General features: G+C 47.5%; 14 protein-coding genes. 1 reads left to right on the top strand and 13 read right to left on the bottom strand.

What is annotated here, in order from left to right:
* Positions 1–864 precede the first annotated feature (864 nt).
* The 11 genes from V512_RS12990 to V512_RS13060 all read right to left on the bottom strand — a co-directional run bounded on the left by V512_RS12990 (position 865) and on the right by V512_RS13060 (position 13,366).
* Positions 865–2,061, bottom strand: coding sequence for an MFS transporter (locus tag V512_RS12990; RefSeq protein ID WP_099830882.1), 1,197 nt, complete (start codon positions 2,059–2,061; stop codon positions 865–867).
* A gap of 1,306 nt (positions 2,062–3,367) precedes the next feature.
* A complete protein-coding gene (locus V512_RS13005; protein WP_099830885.1) occupies positions 3,368–3,715 on the bottom strand; it encodes a type II toxin-antitoxin system PemK/MazF family toxin in 348 nt (115 codons plus the stop codon).
* A complete protein-coding gene (locus V512_RS13010; RefSeq protein ID WP_099830886.1) occupies positions 3,708–3,959 on the bottom strand; it encodes a hypothetical protein in 252 nt (83 codons plus the stop codon). The genes V512_RS13005 and V512_RS13010 overlap by 8 nt, the downstream gene beginning before the upstream one ends.
* Before the next feature lie 309 nt (positions 3,960–4,268).
* Positions 4,269–5,939, bottom strand: a complete 1,671-nt coding sequence (locus V512_RS13015; protein ID WP_099830887.1) for a hypothetical protein — start codon at positions 5,937–5,939, stop codon at positions 4,269–4,271.
* Entirely contained in the window at positions 5,896–6,654 is a 759-nt protein-coding gene (locus tag V512_RS13020; protein WP_099830888.1) for an ABC transporter ATP-binding protein, read from the bottom strand. The genes V512_RS13015 and V512_RS13020 overlap by 44 nt, the downstream gene beginning before the upstream one ends.
* A gap of 18 nt (positions 6,655–6,672) precedes the next feature.
* A complete protein-coding gene (locus tag V512_RS13025) occupies positions 6,673–7,545 on the bottom strand; it encodes an ABC transporter ATP-binding protein (protein ID WP_099830889.1) in 873 nt (290 codons plus the stop codon).
* On the bottom strand, positions 7,527–7,901 hold the full coding sequence (locus tag V512_RS13030; protein ID WP_099830890.1) for a GntR family transcriptional regulator: 375 nt from the start codon (positions 7,899–7,901) through the stop codon (positions 7,527–7,529). The genes V512_RS13025 and V512_RS13030 overlap by 19 nt, the downstream gene beginning before the upstream one ends.
* Positions 7,902–8,774: 873 nt before the next feature.
* Positions 8,775–10,388 (bottom strand): DUF3887 domain-containing protein, encoded by a 1,614-nt coding sequence (locus V512_RS13045; protein WP_099830893.1) that lies wholly within the window; start codon positions 10,386–10,388, stop codon positions 8,775–8,777.
* A 651-nt stretch (positions 10,389–11,039) separates the two neighbouring features.
* Positions 11,040–11,171, bottom strand: coding sequence for a hypothetical protein (locus tag V512_RS15325; protein ID WP_258001922.1), 132 nt, complete (start codon positions 11,169–11,171; stop codon positions 11,040–11,042).
* 580 nt (positions 11,172–11,751) lie between these two features.
* Positions 11,752–12,522 (bottom strand): ABC transporter permease subunit, encoded by a 771-nt coding sequence (locus V512_RS13055; RefSeq protein ID WP_099830895.1) that lies wholly within the window; start codon positions 12,520–12,522, stop codon positions 11,752–11,754.
* On the bottom strand, positions 12,512–13,366 hold the full coding sequence (locus tag V512_RS13060) for an ABC transporter ATP-binding protein (protein ID WP_099830896.1): 855 nt from the start codon (positions 13,364–13,366) through the stop codon (positions 12,512–12,514). The genes V512_RS13055 and V512_RS13060 overlap by 11 nt, the downstream gene beginning before the upstream one ends.
* Positions 13,367–13,561: 195 nt before the next feature.
* Between V512_RS13060 and V512_RS13065 the strand changes: the two genes are divergently transcribed.
* A complete protein-coding gene (locus tag V512_RS13065; protein WP_243392441.1) occupies positions 13,562–14,641 on the top strand; it encodes a choloylglycine hydrolase family protein in 1,080 nt (359 codons plus the stop codon).
* A gap of 1,519 nt (positions 14,642–16,160) precedes the next feature.
* Here the strand turns inward: V512_RS13065 and V512_RS13075 are convergent.
* Together V512_RS13075 and V512_RS13080 are read right to left on the bottom strand one after the other, a co-directional pair.
* A complete protein-coding gene (locus V512_RS13075) occupies positions 16,161–16,538 on the bottom strand; it encodes a nucleotidyltransferase domain-containing protein (RefSeq protein WP_099830898.1) in 378 nt (125 codons plus the stop codon).
* Entirely contained in the window at positions 16,492–16,884 is a 393-nt protein-coding gene (locus tag V512_RS13080; RefSeq protein WP_099830899.1) for a HEPN domain-containing protein, read from the bottom strand. The genes V512_RS13075 and V512_RS13080 overlap by 47 nt, the downstream gene beginning before the upstream one ends.
* Between the last annotated feature and the right edge of the window lie 571 nt (positions 16,885–17,455).

The following is a 17,455-nucleotide window of genomic DNA, read 5'->3' on the forward strand; positions in this document are numbered from 1 at the left end:
ATCACTGGAATCTACAATGATTACAGAATAAGGTATCTCCGACAGAAAGCACTCCCGGCACGATAGGTCACATAAGCCTTGAGGTGAAGCACACAGGAAAGCCGTATGCGGGAAATCCGCACGTACGGTTTGAGGTGGCAGGAGATGGAAACGGATGAGATGACCCGCTTGAGGGGGACACTCTCCCGAAAGGGGAGTAAACAGCCTGGCCTCACAAGGTCTGTACTTACACCGCGCCATTTCTTGACCCTACGCACATCAAGAATAACCCTCATGTTCAGCATGGCGGAATTAATAGCGTCGCGGATATGGTGAAAAAATGATTTAGTCTACAGTCATCCCTGAGCCTCCCCTGAAAATCTCCTGTTCAGGGGCATTTCGGACCTGATCCGGAATCCAAAATTCATAAGCCTCCCGCTGAAATTGCCATTACTTTATGCTCTTGCTCTCTCGCGCGATGTTGATTTTGGAGGACGGCGGACCGTTGACGACCATCTATCAATTCTCACACTCTCGCAGCGAAGCTCTCGACAATGCTCTTTCTCGCATGATGTTATCCAAGGACGTGTTCTGGTCCAAGGCGAAGGACCAAGGACGGCTCTTTACAGTAATCAGCGGGCCCTTATTCTTAAGCGGACACCGGCTGTATACACTTTCAGCTGCTCATTGCCCGACGAAGCCTGACTGGCTTCAAAATCGCCTCTTGCCGAAGGCAGCATTGCGACCTGGCGTGATCTTCGCCAGCCTTGCGTCCACTGATGTTCTTCAGTGCAATGCGTCCCACCGAAGGCGTCATTGAGTCTTGTTTCAATGAGAACTGACCTCTCCGAAGTCTGACTGGCCACCGAAGGTGACTGGCCCACATCAGCTCGTTCTCTTCGAATCATAAAGCTCCAGAACTCTCGGTTCGTTCTTGAAATCCCTGTAGAAAAGGAAGATGATGAAGGCATTTGCCGCGTAGAAGGCAGTGCTAAGCAAGAATAATTCGGTATAGCCGCTTATAGTAGTACCAACTATTAACCCGAAGATCATAGCGGCTACTGCCCGAACAGTATTGTTCAGAAAGCCGTTGATTCCAGAAACTGTTGATAGTTTAGAATCTGGAACGTATGAGAAGATTATCGAAGTCATTATCGGGTTTGTTATGTTCATGAAGACGAATCTGAATGCGTAAAGAATCGTGAATAGAATCGGCTCTCTTACTATTACAAGAGAAAGCATGAGTGGAATAACAAGAAGCTGCATTGTCAGGTTGAACTTCAAGGCGCCGAAGCGTTTACCCAGCTTGTGCGAGAGTGTGGAACCGGCTGCCGTTCCAAGCTGTGCAATTGATAAGGCAATTCCGATAGCAGTTGCCGACATGTTGAATAGGTCTTTGAATATCAAATTTCCGAAATGTATGAAGAGACCGGCTCCGAAGCCCACAGTTGCTGTGGATATGAAGTAGTATGTAAGCACCTTCCTCTGGTCGTTCTGAAGTCCCGAAAAGTTGAATAGTTCCTTGAGTCTGGATCTCGATTCCGTCATCTCAAGCTTTATGACAGGTATTATTGCAGGTAAATGGGCGACCATCGAGATTATCAAAGTCGTTTTAAGGCTGAAAAGATCTCCAAATGCCCCACCAATGAAATTACCGATGACTCCGCTTGCCATGTTGATTCCGAAGTTCAGACCGAAGACCTTCGCTCTGTTTCCCGTCTTTGTTATGCTTGTCATTGTCGCCATGACTACGGTGAAGGCAGTAACTGTAAACCCGCCTTTGATAAACGATAGAACGATTATAAACGTCGGATCAACTACGAAAGCAAGCGCGATTCCAGATACGGGAACGACAATCGCAGAGAGAAAGAGAATCTTCTTCTTTCCGATAGAATCTGCGAGAACGGCTGTGAGCAGCCCTATGATCGCCGATCCCCATAACTGGGCAGAAGTCACGTTGCCTATGAGTTGATTTGAGAAACCGATTTCTCTCAGATACAGATTATAGACAACGCGGTACATTGAGATTGTTATAGTGGTGATGAATGTATAAGTCAGCAGTAATACGATTCTCTTTCTCAACAAAAAGCCCTTCTTTGTTTGATTTGCTTACTATATATTACCATTTTGGAAGGATTTTGTGGGATGATTAGGTTCGCCAGTCTGCTGACGCAGGCCAGTCTCGCCTTCGACGAGGCCAGTTCCGGCTGCGCCGGCCTGAAGAACCACTGAACGCTGAAAGATCCGACTGCGATGAAACGCCTGCGGTTGAATGTCGTCGAAAACAACGCTGTCAGTCAACAGACCTTTGACAAGATCGAAGCACATATCCCGGATCGCACCCGGGATGACCCTGAACAGGACCACCATACAGGAACCCTGAACAGGAGACCCCAAACAGGAGCATTTTGGGGCAGGCTCTACGGGATGACAATGTCATAAGGTTATGCAATTCTTTTGTAGGGGCGAACGGCTGTTCGCCCGAAAAGGAAATCCTCCACCGAGGCCTGACTGGCTTCCGTATTTCTCGCCTTCTCGTGAGCGCAGCGAACGCCTCGACATTGCTCTTTCTCGATCGAATGGTCTTGGCGGTGAACGGGTTCATGATCTTGAACGGTCAACGGTGAACCATGTTTTAGAGCGTTCAGCGGGTTCACCGCTTTTAAGCGTACAGCAGAACTTCTGGCGTATAGCGGATCTTCAGGGCGAGATCCCGTGCAGGTACCCTGAACAGGTGCACATCAGGGCAGGCTCTACGGGATGACAAAGTAGGGGATTGACATAAGGAGTTACTCGGAATGCCGGCCTTACGTTATTCGGAAAACATCACATCCCGTTAGCTGACAAAGCTGGTCAGAATCTCGATCTTCACGTGAACACAAAGGTTCCTTTGCCTGACGAAGTCGGAACTGGCCTCGCCAAATCAGTCAGGTATTCTTGTAGTTTTTCTCGCCACTACTTGCAGTGACTGGCCTCAGCTGAAAGCTGAGACTGGCACCACGAAGTGGTACTGGCGATGGCGAAGCCTTCACTGGCGGCGATGATTTTCGCCTTCTGACTGGCCTGCGGTAGCAGACTGGCTTTTCTCGTCTTCTCTTGAGCGAAATGAACTCTCGAATACTCTTTCTCGGCTCTTGAAAGCCTTGCAACTTGCAACATGGTACTTGGAACTGTTCTTCCCAGCGTTCAGTGGGTCTTCGTTCTCAAGAGTACAGCGGCAATTTGAGATGGCAGTTCTTGGAGGGATTCTCTTAGAGACAAAACGCTATCCAGATGCGCCAGAGTTTGCCAAAAAAAATGGCAGCGAAAGCCACCCAGTCGCTAACAAATCGTCAATAGATATGGCTATACTAGGCTTCTGCTGAATCTAACGCCCTAATTCGGTTCATTAGATGTTGAGGAGAATCTTTATGCGATCCAGTACCTCCAAGATAACTTCTTCAGAGACCTGGCCGATCTTCTTCTCCAGTCTATTTCTTGAGATAGATCTTAAGTCCTCGGTCTTGATGTAGCTTGTTACGTCGAGACCTGTTTGCTTTCCAGAAATCTCAACGTGAAGTGGGATCGATTTGTTCTTTGACGTTAAGGGCACGACAATCACGAGTTCAGCAGGCCCATGATTGAACTGGTCGACCGAAATGACCAAACATGGCCGAAATCCAGATTGTTCTCTGCCTCTAGTCGGATTAAGGTTTGCCAACCATATTTCGCCTCTTGAAGGTAGCTCTCTATTCATGATCGCTCTGCCCGTCGGAAAGTGTGCCTTCCCATTCTTCCCTCTCCACTAACTCGCCTTTCCACAGATCGCCTTGTTCTTTCAGTTTTGCGAAGGCTTCATTTGTATCTTCGAGGAGTATCTCACGTCTGTATGACTCCACAGCTTTAGCAAGCATCTCCCCCATTGTTTTGCCACTGGCGGAGGCCATAGCCTTGAGTTTGGAATGAGTTTCGGAGGAGACTCTGACTACTTGTGTCTTCAAAATCGATCACCACCTAGTAAACTGATCAGTATACTATAACATAACACGATTTTTGGTAGAAAGCTCCGTTACGCTCGCACCGGCAATTGTTTTGTTGTAAACAAAGTACGCGAAAGCAGAGCGAAAAAGAAGACTGATTTTCGCCGAAGGCGCATTGCGTCTTATTTCAGCAGTGACTGGCTTTTTTCTCGTATTCTCTTGAGCGAAATGAACTCTCGAATTTGCTCTTTCTCGATTGATCTTATCGGAGGACGCCTCTTCAAAGCGTAAAGCGTTTCCTAACAAGCGGATCTTTCGGCTAGGCTCACTTTAAACGTCTCTTATCATCAGTCTATTTGGTTTCTTCAACAGCACAGGCCAGGAGATTACTATGCCCACAATTCCGATCAGGGCCAGCACGAGAGTCATGAGCATTCCTGAGATCGTATCCTTCAGCAGGAATGCAAGATACCCGAAGCCTCCAACGTAACCGAATACCACCGGAATTGAAAGCGCAACATTTACGTTTTGCTTCATGGCTCTTTGCGGATTCTCCCACCCGAGGATTGGCTTCACTGAGTCAATTATCATCTGAAGGATGTTCAGGAAGGTAAGCGTTATAGCCCCCACAACGAAGACAACTGTTGCTTCAACAAATGAGAGCCCCAGTATTACGCTCAGAGCTATTGCACCCGAGACCGGTCCTATGAAGCTCAAGGTCTGAACATGAACGAACTTGACCGTAACAATCTCCGATGTCTTGACAGGTAAGGCTTTAAGCTCATGGATTAGTTTTCCTTCTCTACTGAATATGGAGGAGGCGAGCCCGTTTATTCCTCCGGAGACTGCGGCTATCAATGCGCCGACCGGGACGAAAAGCTCTCTGTACTGCTGAAATTGCTGGATCATCTGTCCGATCTCATCAGTTTGACCAGCCACGGCAGCGATTACAAGCAATATCGGAAGGATCACCACATTTCCGAATCCGTTAAAAGCGAAGGCAGGGACTTTGAGGAAGTACCACCATTCACGTCTATGAAGTGCCGCGAACTTGCTGTTCTGAACTCCCATCAGGCCTGTAATTTCGCCTTCCTTAAGTGCGGCGCGCTTTGCAAAGTTTTCTTGCAGACTCGAGTAAACCGAGTAGTAGAACTTGTCACCGAAGAAGAGAAAGACTCCGAGAGCGGCCACGTGAAGCCCAATAAACGCAAGAAGCCACAACAATCCCTCAAAGAAGGGTCTGCTCAGGGCCTTTGTAACTAGTATCGTCGGAGGATACGCTCCGGCTGTTTTGTTCAGAATCGCATCCTCGCTCGAGAAGATCCTGGCAAATTCCTCGGCGCTCATATTTGGATCTACGCGGCTGGTGAAGGAGATGAAGATCAGCACTCCCACCAAAATAAGTGCACTCAAGAAATAAACCATATTATCTCTATTCTTTTTGAATCGAAATAACCTTGAGAGAGGAAGGACGATTATTGCGGAAAGCATTATCGGCAACACCTGACTTAAAAGAAACACAATCACCATGAAGATCCAGTATCCGATTCCTGCCGAGGATCGCACGCCATACAGGATATATGCCGGAAGGATTATAGCAAGCGAGATCAACATAAGGTCCATCAAGACTACGAGGAACTTCGACATAAGTACTTCTGTCGATTTCAGGGGCAAAGGTATCAAAACGCACATATCGTCGCCAAAGAAAAAGGTGCTTATCATGAGGAAGATCCCAAAGATGAATCCAAAGAGATTTGCAATCAGGAAAGGTCCTGCCAGAAAGAGCGATCTCAGTCCGGATGCTTCATACTGATCGTACATCGTGTTGAGCAAACCTCCGTAAAGCGGTCCGAGAGTCAAGCCCAGTAGGAGTATGACACCGATTATCAGGGCCGGTTCCCATAGCCTTTCCTTTCTCTTGAAGTGATATAGGGACCTGGGTATGTTGTAGTGAGAATTAATCAGCGTCGAGGTAAGAGAAATCACCATTTTCAGTCTCACTACCTGTCACCTCCAGGAAGAGTTCTTCCAGACTTCCCCTGCCGCTAAGCTTCCTCAGTTGATCAACGGTGCCAACGAATTCTAGCTTGCCCTTATTGATTATTCCTATCCTGTCACATATTTTCTCAGCTACTTCCATTACGTGAGTAGAGAAAAAGACCGTGTTTCCAGCCTTTACATGATTTCTCATCATCTGCTTGAGAATGAAGGCCGATTCTGGATCTAGACCGACTATTGGTTCATCAAGGATCCAGAGATCCGGATTGTGTATGAGGGCTGCAACAAGAGAGAGCTTCTGTCTCATTCCGTGAGAATAAGTGGAGACTGGGTCTTTCACGGCATCGGAGAGCTTGAAGTTTTGAAGCAGCTTCAAAGCCCTTTCTGCTCGCGTCTTCGGAGGAACCAGGAACACGTCGGAAATCATGTTTAGATATTGAACTCCCGTGATTTTCTCCATAACTAGCGGTTCGTCTGCAACGTAACCCATCTTCATCTTCGCTTCCACAGGTGAAGTTAGTACATCGATTTCGTCGATGTGTATGCTTCCGGATGTCGGCTGAAGCAGACCTACTATCATCTTTATGGTAGTGGTCTTACCGGCTCCGTTCGGTCCGAGAAAGCCAAATATCTCGCCTTCTTTGACAGTAAGGCTCACATCATCTACTGCCTTCACACTTCCACTATAAATCTTCGTAAGGTTTCTAATCTCGATCACGATCCTAACCTCCTGCGCTCAACGAGAATTTCTGTTTTCACTCCTGACCAGAATTTGAAAAAACTCCTCCAGGTCAGGAATCGAAATGGTTGCTTCATCTGTTTTGTAGAATCTCTCTGTTGCCTCTAAGTTTTCGACTATTATCGAAAGTCTGTTAAGTTCCTTTGCTGCCGCCAGACAGTCCGTACAACTGTCGAGTTCCTTTTTGTTAAAGGGCATCTTTACGATTCTGTACTTTTCTTTGATTCCGTCGAGATCACCGGAATACTTAACCTTCCCGTTTATCATAATAAAGAATTCGTCTGCGATTTTTTCGACTTCAGGGATTATATGGGACGTGTACAGTACAGTCTTTCCGGCAATCACCTTTTCTCTTATGAATTCGAGAGTGTCGTCTCGCATGATTGGATCGAGGCCCCATGTCGGTTCGTCCAATATGTAGAAATCTGCGTCGGTTGAAAGAGCTAATGAGATGTACATCGCTGTCTTCATGCCGTTTGAGAAGGTTCTAATTTTCTTTGTACAGGGAAGGTGGTAGTGTGCGATATACTTGCGCGCCTGGTTTTCATCGAATCTGCTCGAAATTCTGCGAATCAATTTGAGGGTTTCTTCTATGTTCAGATTCTCGTAGAGATTCTTCTCCTCAGGAACGAACGAGATCATTTCTCTGACCTCATCAACGGGTCTTCCAAGAACAAGTATCGATCCAGAGTAATTGATCAATCCTAATATAGATTTCAGAACTGTCGTTTTGCCGGCTCCATTTGGACCAAGCAGTGCGTAGATTCGTTGTTTTTCCAGCTTGACATCGATCCCGCAAACGGCCTCAACATTGCCCTTATAAGTCTTTTCAAGGTTCTGTATGTCCAGGGTTAATTCATTTCTTTCCATATCTTCTCAATCACCTCCAGGAGCCTTTCCAGAGAAATTCCCGATTTCTTCAAACGAAGGATGGGCTCCCTAAGCTCAGTAGATAGGCTTTCAAAGACAGAGTCTCTTACCTGATCTCTATCACTGATTACTATATACCCTAGTCCCTGTCTTGCCATAATCAAGCCTTCCATCTCGAGTTCTCTGTAGGCTCTGGCAACAGTGTTAGGATTAACCCTGATTTGAGAAGCCATTTCACGAATTGAGGGAAGAGGATCACCTTCCTTAAGTTTCTCCTTAAGGATCTCCTCTCTCACCCCCCTCTTGATTTGATCGTAGATCGGCAATGGGGATCTTATATCGATGTCAAACCACACATTATCACCTTCCGTAATGCCTTTGTCTTGTTAGTGTCGCTTCAAGAAATAAAAAACCGTCCTTGGTCCTTCGTCCCAGATCATGAACCCGTCCTTCGAAAGAGCAGTTGCAAGTTGCTTATTCCAAGTTGCAAGCATAAGAACCGCTGTACGCTTAAGAGCAAGGACCCGCTGATCGCTGTAAAGAGCAGTCCTCGTCCTTCGTCCCAGATCATGAACCCGTCCTTCGAAAGAGCAGTTGTAAGTTGCCAGTTCCAAGTTGCAAGCATAAGATCCGCTGTACGCTTAAGAACAAGGACCCGCTGATCGCAGTGAAATACGGTTGACCGTTGACCGTTCAAGATCATGAACCCGTTCACCGATAAGATCAGTCAAGAATGAGCATGGTCGGAACCTTCGCTGCGCTCACGCGAAGGCGAGAGATTTGCAGCGACAAGGATCGAGATTCTGACCAAGAGCTTTGTCAGAATGACGAGCTGTGATGCTTTTCGAATCGCTTCCCCGCGAAGCGGGCATTGCGTCCGCCATGCTTTTCGGCGCCCTGCGTCTTGTTCCGCTCTTTCCAACCCGCTACCTGCAACTCCCGACAACGGTTTCTCATAAGCCCAGATCCTTAACAGGAGCGCTTCAGATGACGAGATGAGCTGGTTCTGATGAGATTGCTTCATTTTGCTTTCTTCTCCGTTTCTTCTTCTTACAACTCACAACTTGCATCTTGGAACTGCTCTTCACAACGTACAGAGTTTTCTCCTAAGCAAAATTTACTCTTTCCCCGCGAAGCGGGCATTGCGTCCGCCATGCTTTTCGGCGCGTTGCGTCTTATTCCGCTCTTCCCGACCCCCTACCTGCTACCCCTGAACACGTTTCTAAAAGTCACTCCAGCTCCTTAATCCATTCGACAATCAGGTCTATCAATTCAGCGGAGACATAACCCGGCCTGTTGTATTCTTCGATACTCTTGATCGTTCCGTCCGTTTCTATGAAGATATGATTGAGTCCTTCAAGCAATTCAAGTGTGACATTTGGACTTTCTCCAAGCTCCTCAGCGAAGATGTCGAAGTAGTGTTTGGGACTCTGAAAATCAAGCTCGGCATTTGCAATCAATACAGGGAGCTCCGTTTCCTCCAGTACCGGCATACAAAAATATCTGTCAAGGCTGTAGTAATAGCCTGCCGTAAGTCCGGGGGCAATCTCCGTTTCTTCCGGGATTTCTCCATTCAATAACTGAGTGAAGAACTCGATTGTCTGAGCTTTCTGTTCTTCCGTCATTTGGTCTCCAGCAAGATCGAGATTCTGATCCAGACTTATCTGAGCGAGTTTAACGGGAGAACCAGCAAGAACTATCACGCCATCGACTCCAGCCTCTTCAGCAATCCATGGAGCAACCATTCCGCCCATGGAGTGTCCGGCGAGGTAGATCCCGCTGAATAGGGGAATTGACTTCATCTGTTCGATGACGACCAGAGCGTCGTCTACGTATTCCGCTTCGGCAGTTGCTCCGATTTCGTCCGCTTTGTCCGGGTATACAAGGTATTTCTTTGGATATCTCAGTGTCGCAATTCCCCTGGATGCGAGTCCCACAGCGATGTCTCTGTAAGGCTGGTTCGGGCCCAGAGTACCATCGATATCGTGTGTTCCCGATCCCTGCAAGATGATTACTAACGGATACGATTCCAGACCGTTAGGAACCATCAGTTTTGCCGGAAGATAATATGGTTCCTTGCCTACAGTGATGTCTTGTTCCGTGTAGGCTGATGGGTCGGCATATTCAGGCAACTCCCTTTCGGAATACGCTGACTGACGGAAATAGAAGCCTGCCACCTTCTCGTCGCTGTCGAGAGTGACAGTGATGTCGAAGATTCCATTTGCAACCCTGCATGCTAAAACAAAGGAGATCATACCGTCATTCGTTGATGAGTCCAGATTCAGAACTTCTTGGAATTCCCCGGCCATGCCAACGATATTTGCGTATGCGCCGCTTAGCGCTTCAGGAGTGAGACTTGCCTTCACCTGTTCATTCTGAAGCTCGAAGATATTCTCGAATTCTCCGGAGAAGAATCCCTTGAGATAGGTGTCAACTACTTCATTTCCTGTTTCAATCATTATGCTCTCCGTTTCGGGCTTTACGTAAGTAGATGGTCTTATGAAGAATCCCGCGACCTTTTTCTCGGCATCCAGAGTAATTATCACATCGAATACTCCCGCCTTGAATTCAGAGGCGAATATGTAGGACACAAGATCGCCCTGAGGTACTTCGCTGATATTTAGGATCTGGACGAAATCTCCAACCTGCATCTGCAGTTGCCCTCTGAGATTTCTCATTGCTGAAAGCGGCTGCGCCTTCTTCATCTCGGCATTCTGCAGCTCATAAGCTTCGGGAAACTTCCCATTGAAGAAACTGTCTAAGTACTGCTTCGCGATATCAATCGACGCGAAAGATAGAACGGATGCAATTAGAACCGCACTTACTAGAATCCTTTTGATCATTTTCCTTCCTCCTTAACAATTAGCAGTGTTACGATTACCTTCAAGAATCAAGATCTGTGTTCATCTTAAGAATTCGGGCCTCCAGCTCCAAATAACGGGCAGAAGATTCGATGGATGCTGGAAAGAACCGTCCTAGGATGAGATCAATATCAAGCTAGAGGGCAGAGGTGCGAGGGTAGAGGTATGAAGATCGAGATCAATATAATACCAGGAAACGCTGAACTTAGAAAGCTTCTTGCCTCTACTTTTTTTGCTACCTCTCGAGTGTAAATTTACGACCTCTTCCGCTCTCAATTCCGTATGATCGAAAATCAGTCCTTGGTCCTTCGTCCCAAATCATTTAGGCATAGACACTCCGCTTGAGCGGATCATCATTACCCACATCATATTCTCTGGATCTAATCATCTCGCGGCGTCTAATGAAGACCCTGGACACGGAGTGTCAACGATGAACCGCTCTTCTGTTCTTGATCTTAAATCCCCGCTCGAGCGGGGGGGACCGCTTGCGGTGGGGAGTGTGGATGAGATGACCCGCTTGAGGGGGACACTCTCCCAAAAGGGGAGTAAACAGCCTGGCCTCACAAGGTCTGTACTCACTTTCACCGCGCCATCTCTTGACCCTACCGCTCTTAAGATCGGTGGAGCGTGAAGCTAGAGAAAGGGCATTTTCGAGACGTTCGCTTCGCTCACGAGAGGACGAGAACTCCCTCTCTCCTGTTTCTCGTACTCTCTCCTCATCTCGTACTCTCGATGCTCTTCTTTGAAACAGACACCCTCCGCCACTTCGTGGCCCTCCTCCCTCAAGGGAGGACTTAAGATCAGGATCATCAGGAGCGAACCACAGTGTTTCCGCAAGTGCCAGTATATGAGTGCCGTTTACCTCCCTAACTTATGGGTAATGACGAGCTCTCGGCCCAACCGCATTGTTCGCTTCTTTTGTCTGTCATCCTGCAGTGACAACATTCAGATCTGCTTTTCTCGCTACTCAGGGCAGTCTCGAATGCCGCCTTTCTCGAAGCGAAGCTTAATCTCAAGTGCAAAGCGTCTTTTCGTTCTCTCGATACGGTTTCTCCATCTGACTGAGAAAGGCCAATCGTTGACGGCCAGAGATCCGCTTGTTAGGGAACGCTGCAAGCTGAGCACTTCAAAGAATCGGCCTCAGTGGGATTTTCGGAATTGCTTCCCCGCGAAGAGGGCATTGCGACCTGGCGTGATCTTCGCCAGCCTTGCGTCCGCCGATGCTCTTCGGCGCCTTGCGTCTTATTCCGCTCTTCCCGACCCCCTACCTGCTACCACCGACCACGGCCAGGCCCGCATTAGCGACATTCTCGCCATCATTTAGCCTTCCGAAAGTGGTCTGTTTTCACACTTCCTTCTTTTCAAAGACCTTGTAATCAGTTACGGTCAGTACAACTGTCGCTGCAAGCAATGAGACCAGATAGATCCAGTCAATAGTCCCCTTCTGTGCTATACTCGATCCCAGTATAAAAGGATATAGATTCAGCCAGGAGAGCGTATCAATCATTCCAAGTATGGGCAATCCTAGGACTATTACTACTCCGGCGACGACTGGTTTAACCTGATCTCTACTCATTATAGAAATCATCGTAAAAAGAGAGTAGAAGAATGTGACTCCGACCAGCTGCTGGAGCAGCACTTTCAGCGTATCGGCAAACACCGTGCTGTAACCGGCGAAATTCATTGCTACTGGACCGAGCAAAGACAAGACCGCCGTTATTGTCAGTACGGCTCCGAGCCCCGCAAGATACTTTGTCCAGAACACTTCGTTTCTGTTCTTTCTTGAAAGCAGGAAGTAGATCGTCTTCTTGTCGAATTCCTTTGCGAATATGGGGAAGGCAATCAGCAGAACGACGAAGGGGAGAAACTGCCCGTAGTTCTTTCCGTGCCACTGACTCAACAGATAGTAGTTGTCTTCATTAAGTCTCGAAAGACCTGAAACGTCTCCCATAAGATTCTTAAGAAAATCCGGCATATCTTCAAGTTGAGCGGTCATTTCTTCCATCATCTGCGCTGCATAAGGTCTGAGAGCAATAGTTGTAACCAATGAGATTAACAAGACGACGAACATGATTACTACTCTCAATTTCATTTCGTGGATTTCCTTATAGAACATGCTTATTCCCCCTTACAATTGTCCCGAAGAAGGATTCAAGACTAACCTCTTCTCTTCTAGATCCAGCTATCTCCTTCAGCTTCGCAATCTCTTTAGGGTTGTCGGTGAGAACTTTCAGCGCATCTGCTTCTTTGACGACGGCGATGAAGTCATTCTTATCTATTTCCGTTTTCAAAGGCAGAGAGTAAAGAGCAAACCTATCGTCCAATCCCTTCATTTCTCCTGAGTAGAGAATTTCGCCTTTGTACATTATCGAAAAGACATCGGCGATCTTCTCTACCTCGGGAATGATGTGAGAGGTGTAAAGTACTGTCTTTCCATTAAGGGATAGATTCTTTATCATCTCAAGAACTTCGTCTCTCCGGAGTGGATCAAGACCCCACGTGGGTTCGTCAAAGATGAAGATGTCAGCGTCCTGAGACATTGCAATTGCCAGATAAGTGGATGTCTTCATGCCGTGAGAGAAAGCAGATATCTTCTTATTCATAGGGAGATCAAAGTCCTTCATTTGTTTAGCAGCTTTATCTGCCGAAAAATTGCGCATGAGCATCGAACACATCTTAACTGCCTTTTCCGGAGTCAGGTTGTCATAGAAGCTTTTGTCTTCCGGAACAAATGAGATTCTCTCCCGGGCGACATCGATTTTCTCTCCAAGTATCGTTATCTCTCCGGAATAATGAACAAGACCAAGAATTGATTTTAGAGTTGTGGTCTTTCCCGCGCCGTTAGGACCCAAAAGAGCGTTGACCTTTCCGGGCACAAGCGAGAGGTCTATCCCTTTTACAGCCTCGAAATTCCCGTAGCTCTTCTTAAGGTTCTTAACTCTGATCGCTTCTTCTAACATTGAATTCACTCCTCACTGACTATCCTAACTGTACTATATCAACTAATACAGTTAGTTGTCAAGGGGGTGCTCTGAATCTCCTGCTTTTTCCAGTGATTCTAGAATGTAGAAGTCAAGAAGTGATCACAATGTATAATATTGCAGTCTTCAGAGAAACGAGAGATCAGGGAGCTGAAGACAGGGGGGATGTTTGCGATGAAGAGATTTCTAATGTGCGTTCTTTTATTAGTCTCGCTTACTGGTGCTTCGATCGGTTGCACAGGGTTCAGAGTGGTTTCGAGGGATGGTTCAATTATTGCTGCAAGGACTCTCGAGTTTGAATTTGATCTCGAAAGCAAAATCATGGTTGTACCTAGAGGTACTTTTATGACTGCGTTTACAACCGGCTGGGAGGGCCTGAGCTGGAATGTGAAGTACGGATACGTTGGGGCCAACGCCTTGGGCATGGATTTAGTTGCAGATGGAATAAACGAAGTTGGTTTGGCATGCGGCGCATTCTACTTCTCCGGTTGCGCAGGTTACCAGGAGCTACAAAGAGAGTTTTACAGAGAAACTCTCTCTCAGTTTGATCTGGTAGGTTGGATTCTTGGCAACTTCGCAACGGTAGATGAAGTGAAAACAGCGCTCGAAAATATCCGTGTGTACGGCCTTGCCATTATGGCCACGGAGTCTACTGTTATGCCACTTCACCACATTGTCTATGATGCAAAGGGAGGCTGTATTGTAATAGAGTACGTTGAAGGTGAACTGAACATTCATGAAAACCCTCTTGGAGTAATTACAAACAATCCCACATTCGACTGGCATCTTCAGAATCTCTCGAACTACGTAAACTTGACTCCGGTAAACATCAAGAGTTCTAAGTTAGGCGATTTTGAAATTAAGGCGACAGGAAATGGAACTGGATTGCTTGGGCTTCCTGGGGACAACACATCTCCAAGCCGATTTGTGAGGGCCGCCTTCTACTCTCACGGAGAAGTGAAGCCAGCCCATGCAAAAGAGGCGGTAACTTTGGCCTGGCACATCTTGAACGCTCTGGATATTCCTGAAGGTCTCGTAGTCAATGAAGAGCTGGGATGGGTAGTTACAAGAGACATTGCTTATTGGTCGGCAGTAAGGGACTTGACCAACAGAGTCTACTACTACAGGACATACGGTGATCTGAATATCAGAAAGGTAGAGCTTGATAGAATCGATTTTTCGAGTGGAAACATAAGATTTCTGAATATGAGTCACGAACAGAGTTATATCGATGTGACTGACGAAATCAAGTGAAAATACAGTCGTGAATATGTCGAAGGGCTCCTAGGTTATGTGAGAGCAAATACGCGAGAAACAGCCCGCTCGACTAGAAAACGCTGTACGCTGCTGAAGACAACGTTGCCCGTCTACGGTCAGCCACCCTCCGAGCAAGAGCAGAAGTCATTCTGCCTACGGCAGGAAGCGATGCTGGCGCTTACGCGCCAGAAGGCATTTTCAGGTTTACCGTCAATGATCCTCCGTTCTCCCACAAAAGTGGGCGAAGCGGATTATGAGGATAAGAATAGCAGGAAAGGGTTGTCAAAACCGCGTTGCCGAGGTGTGAAAAAGGGGAATGACGAGATCCTAAGGGCATCATCTAATCGCTTAACAGGAGCCCAAAACCTAAGTGTTTTTGGGCAGGCTTTCAGGGCTGGCTCCGCGGGATAACAACGAATGGTAATTCCGAAAACGTCACATCACATCATGCAGAAGTGGGAACCGTCCTTGTTCCTTTGTCAAGATCATGAACCCTTCCTTCCAGAAGACCTGTTCTTCGTTCCGACGCTACGCGTCCAGGTTCTTGGTTCTTCGTCTAGGATTCCGCATGCCGAACTTGATTCACCTTCTTGCCCTTGTCCTTCCAGTAGATGGGCAACGGCTAACCAGCTTATATCCGCTCTTTCCTACCACCAGCCCGTCACCACCAACCTCGGTCTTACAAAAAAGCCCTGATCCCGAAACAAGTTCGGGATGATGTCCTCACAGGCGCTGATAATTCTGAACGGTTCAAGCTGTTTTTGTTTGTCAGACCCTAGACTCCAGAATCTTACCCGCTATCAATACCGTCATAAACTTGTTTCAGGCCAGGGTCATGTATTGTGATTTCAGTTCCTCTTCTTGCAAATGACACACTGCAACTTGGAACTGATCCTTCGCTATTACCTGCCAACCCGCGGCTCCCGGCCATGGTCTTCAAAAGTGCAGATCCCGTGCAGACCCCCAAACAGGAGCATTTTGAGGCGGGCTCATTGGGGCAGGCTTACGGGTGATGAAGTAGGAGTTTGTACGAGTGACATGGGGTGATAGTCTTCTCTTGCATCGCGTCATTCTGAGATGATCCTGCTCAGAATCCCGATCTTCACGTGAACACAACGGCTCTTTTGTCCGCGAAGCGGAACTGGCTTCGCCGAAGGCGAGACTGGCCAGGCGAAGCCTGAATGGCCTGCGCCAGCAGACTGGCCACCGTAGGTGAATGAACCAACTCGGTTTGTCATCCTGACGTGCTCTTGGTCAGGGCGAAGGGATGAGGCGGATCAGAGGTAAGAGGAATGAGGCTAGAGGTAAGAAGATCAAGATCTCTTCGCTCTTCCGACCTCTTGCCTTTGACCTCAGGCTCTTCCCAAGGACGGGTCCATGATCCGGGACGGGCAACGAAGGACGGTTCTTAAGATCGAGATGCTGAAACAAGTTCAGCATGACGCATTGTCAACAAACAGGGGTTTCTAGCTTCCACCGAGAACATCGGTGAGATTGATCGAAACAATGATCCTTTTTATAGGTTCAATGAGTCATCTGTTTTGAAGATCCACTTAACTTCTTCTCTCAATCTTTTAATGAAGTAGGACGGTTCTTTGTTTAATTTATTCCACTCGGCCAAAGTGTAGATCAGAAGATCGACCGGAACCGGTAAAATCGACAAATCCCATTCCGTTCCCCGTTTTCCGAAAGGAGCTTTGGAGTCTTTCACTACAACAATCCCATCAAGGTCGCTTCCCACTCCATTGTCGCCCCGAGCGTAGGAACCGAAGTAACCTATACTTAGAATGTTGGAATCCCGCTTCAACGTTTCTGACCACTTAAAAAACGAATCGACTACAGCCTCTTTACTTGGCCATTTCATTATTGACGAATTCAACAATCTCACCGGCATATGCAATAGCCTCCTCACTTTGCTTGCTTCCGAAATACTCAAAAGGAGAGCCTTCGGGATGACTATTCGGATATCTCGCAGGTATGTAAGAATTGTCAAGAATTCTCGCCTTATCCAATAAATCGTCGGGCAGCACAATTCCTTCAGGAAGTTCTTGAATCAGTTTGCTTACCATGTGCCCCCACGCTTCCTGACCCAAAGAAAGATGGAGAGCCCTTACTGCCTTTTCTGCCGCTTGCTGTGACGCAAAGCAAGCCCATTCATGCTTTCCATTTATAGCAGACTCTCGAGCGTGTTCTAGATCTCTTTTTGCTTGACGTAACCAATCCAACGACCTATCGGGCATGGATATCCCTCCCAATCGTGATTATAGCACCTGCAACCAGTAAGAGGATGTGGCCTTCAGTGGCAAGTCGCACTTTGCTCTGCTAGTTCCGCTTCGTAGGGAAAGAGCAGCTGTACGCTTAAGAACAAGAACCCGCTGATCGCTGCTCAAAACAACGTTGTCCGTCAACGGTCCACCGTCCACCGAGAAGACCGAGACCGTTGAACGCTTAAAAGCGGTGAACCCGCTGAACGCTGTGAAGAGCCGACTTTGTTGAAATCAAACCCGAGAACCTTTTTCTTAAGGAAAGAGCAATGTCGAGGCGTTCGCTGCGCTCACGAGAAGGCGAGAAATACGGAAGCCAGTCAGGCCTCGGTGGAGGATTTCCTTTTCGGGCGAACAGCCGTTCGCCCCTACAAAAGAATTGCATAACCTTATGACATTGTCATCCCGTAGAGCCTGCCCTGATGTGCACCTGTTCAGGGTACCTGCACGGGATCTCGCCCTGAAGATCCGCTATACGCCAGAAGTTCTGCTGTACGCTTAAAAGCGGTGAACCCGCTGAACGCTCTAAAACATGGTTCGCCGTTGA

It is taken from the genome of Mesotoga sp. Brook.08.105.5.1 (assembly GCF_002752635.1).
Lineage (GTDB): Bacteria > Thermotogota > Thermotogae > Petrotogales > Kosmotogaceae > Mesotoga.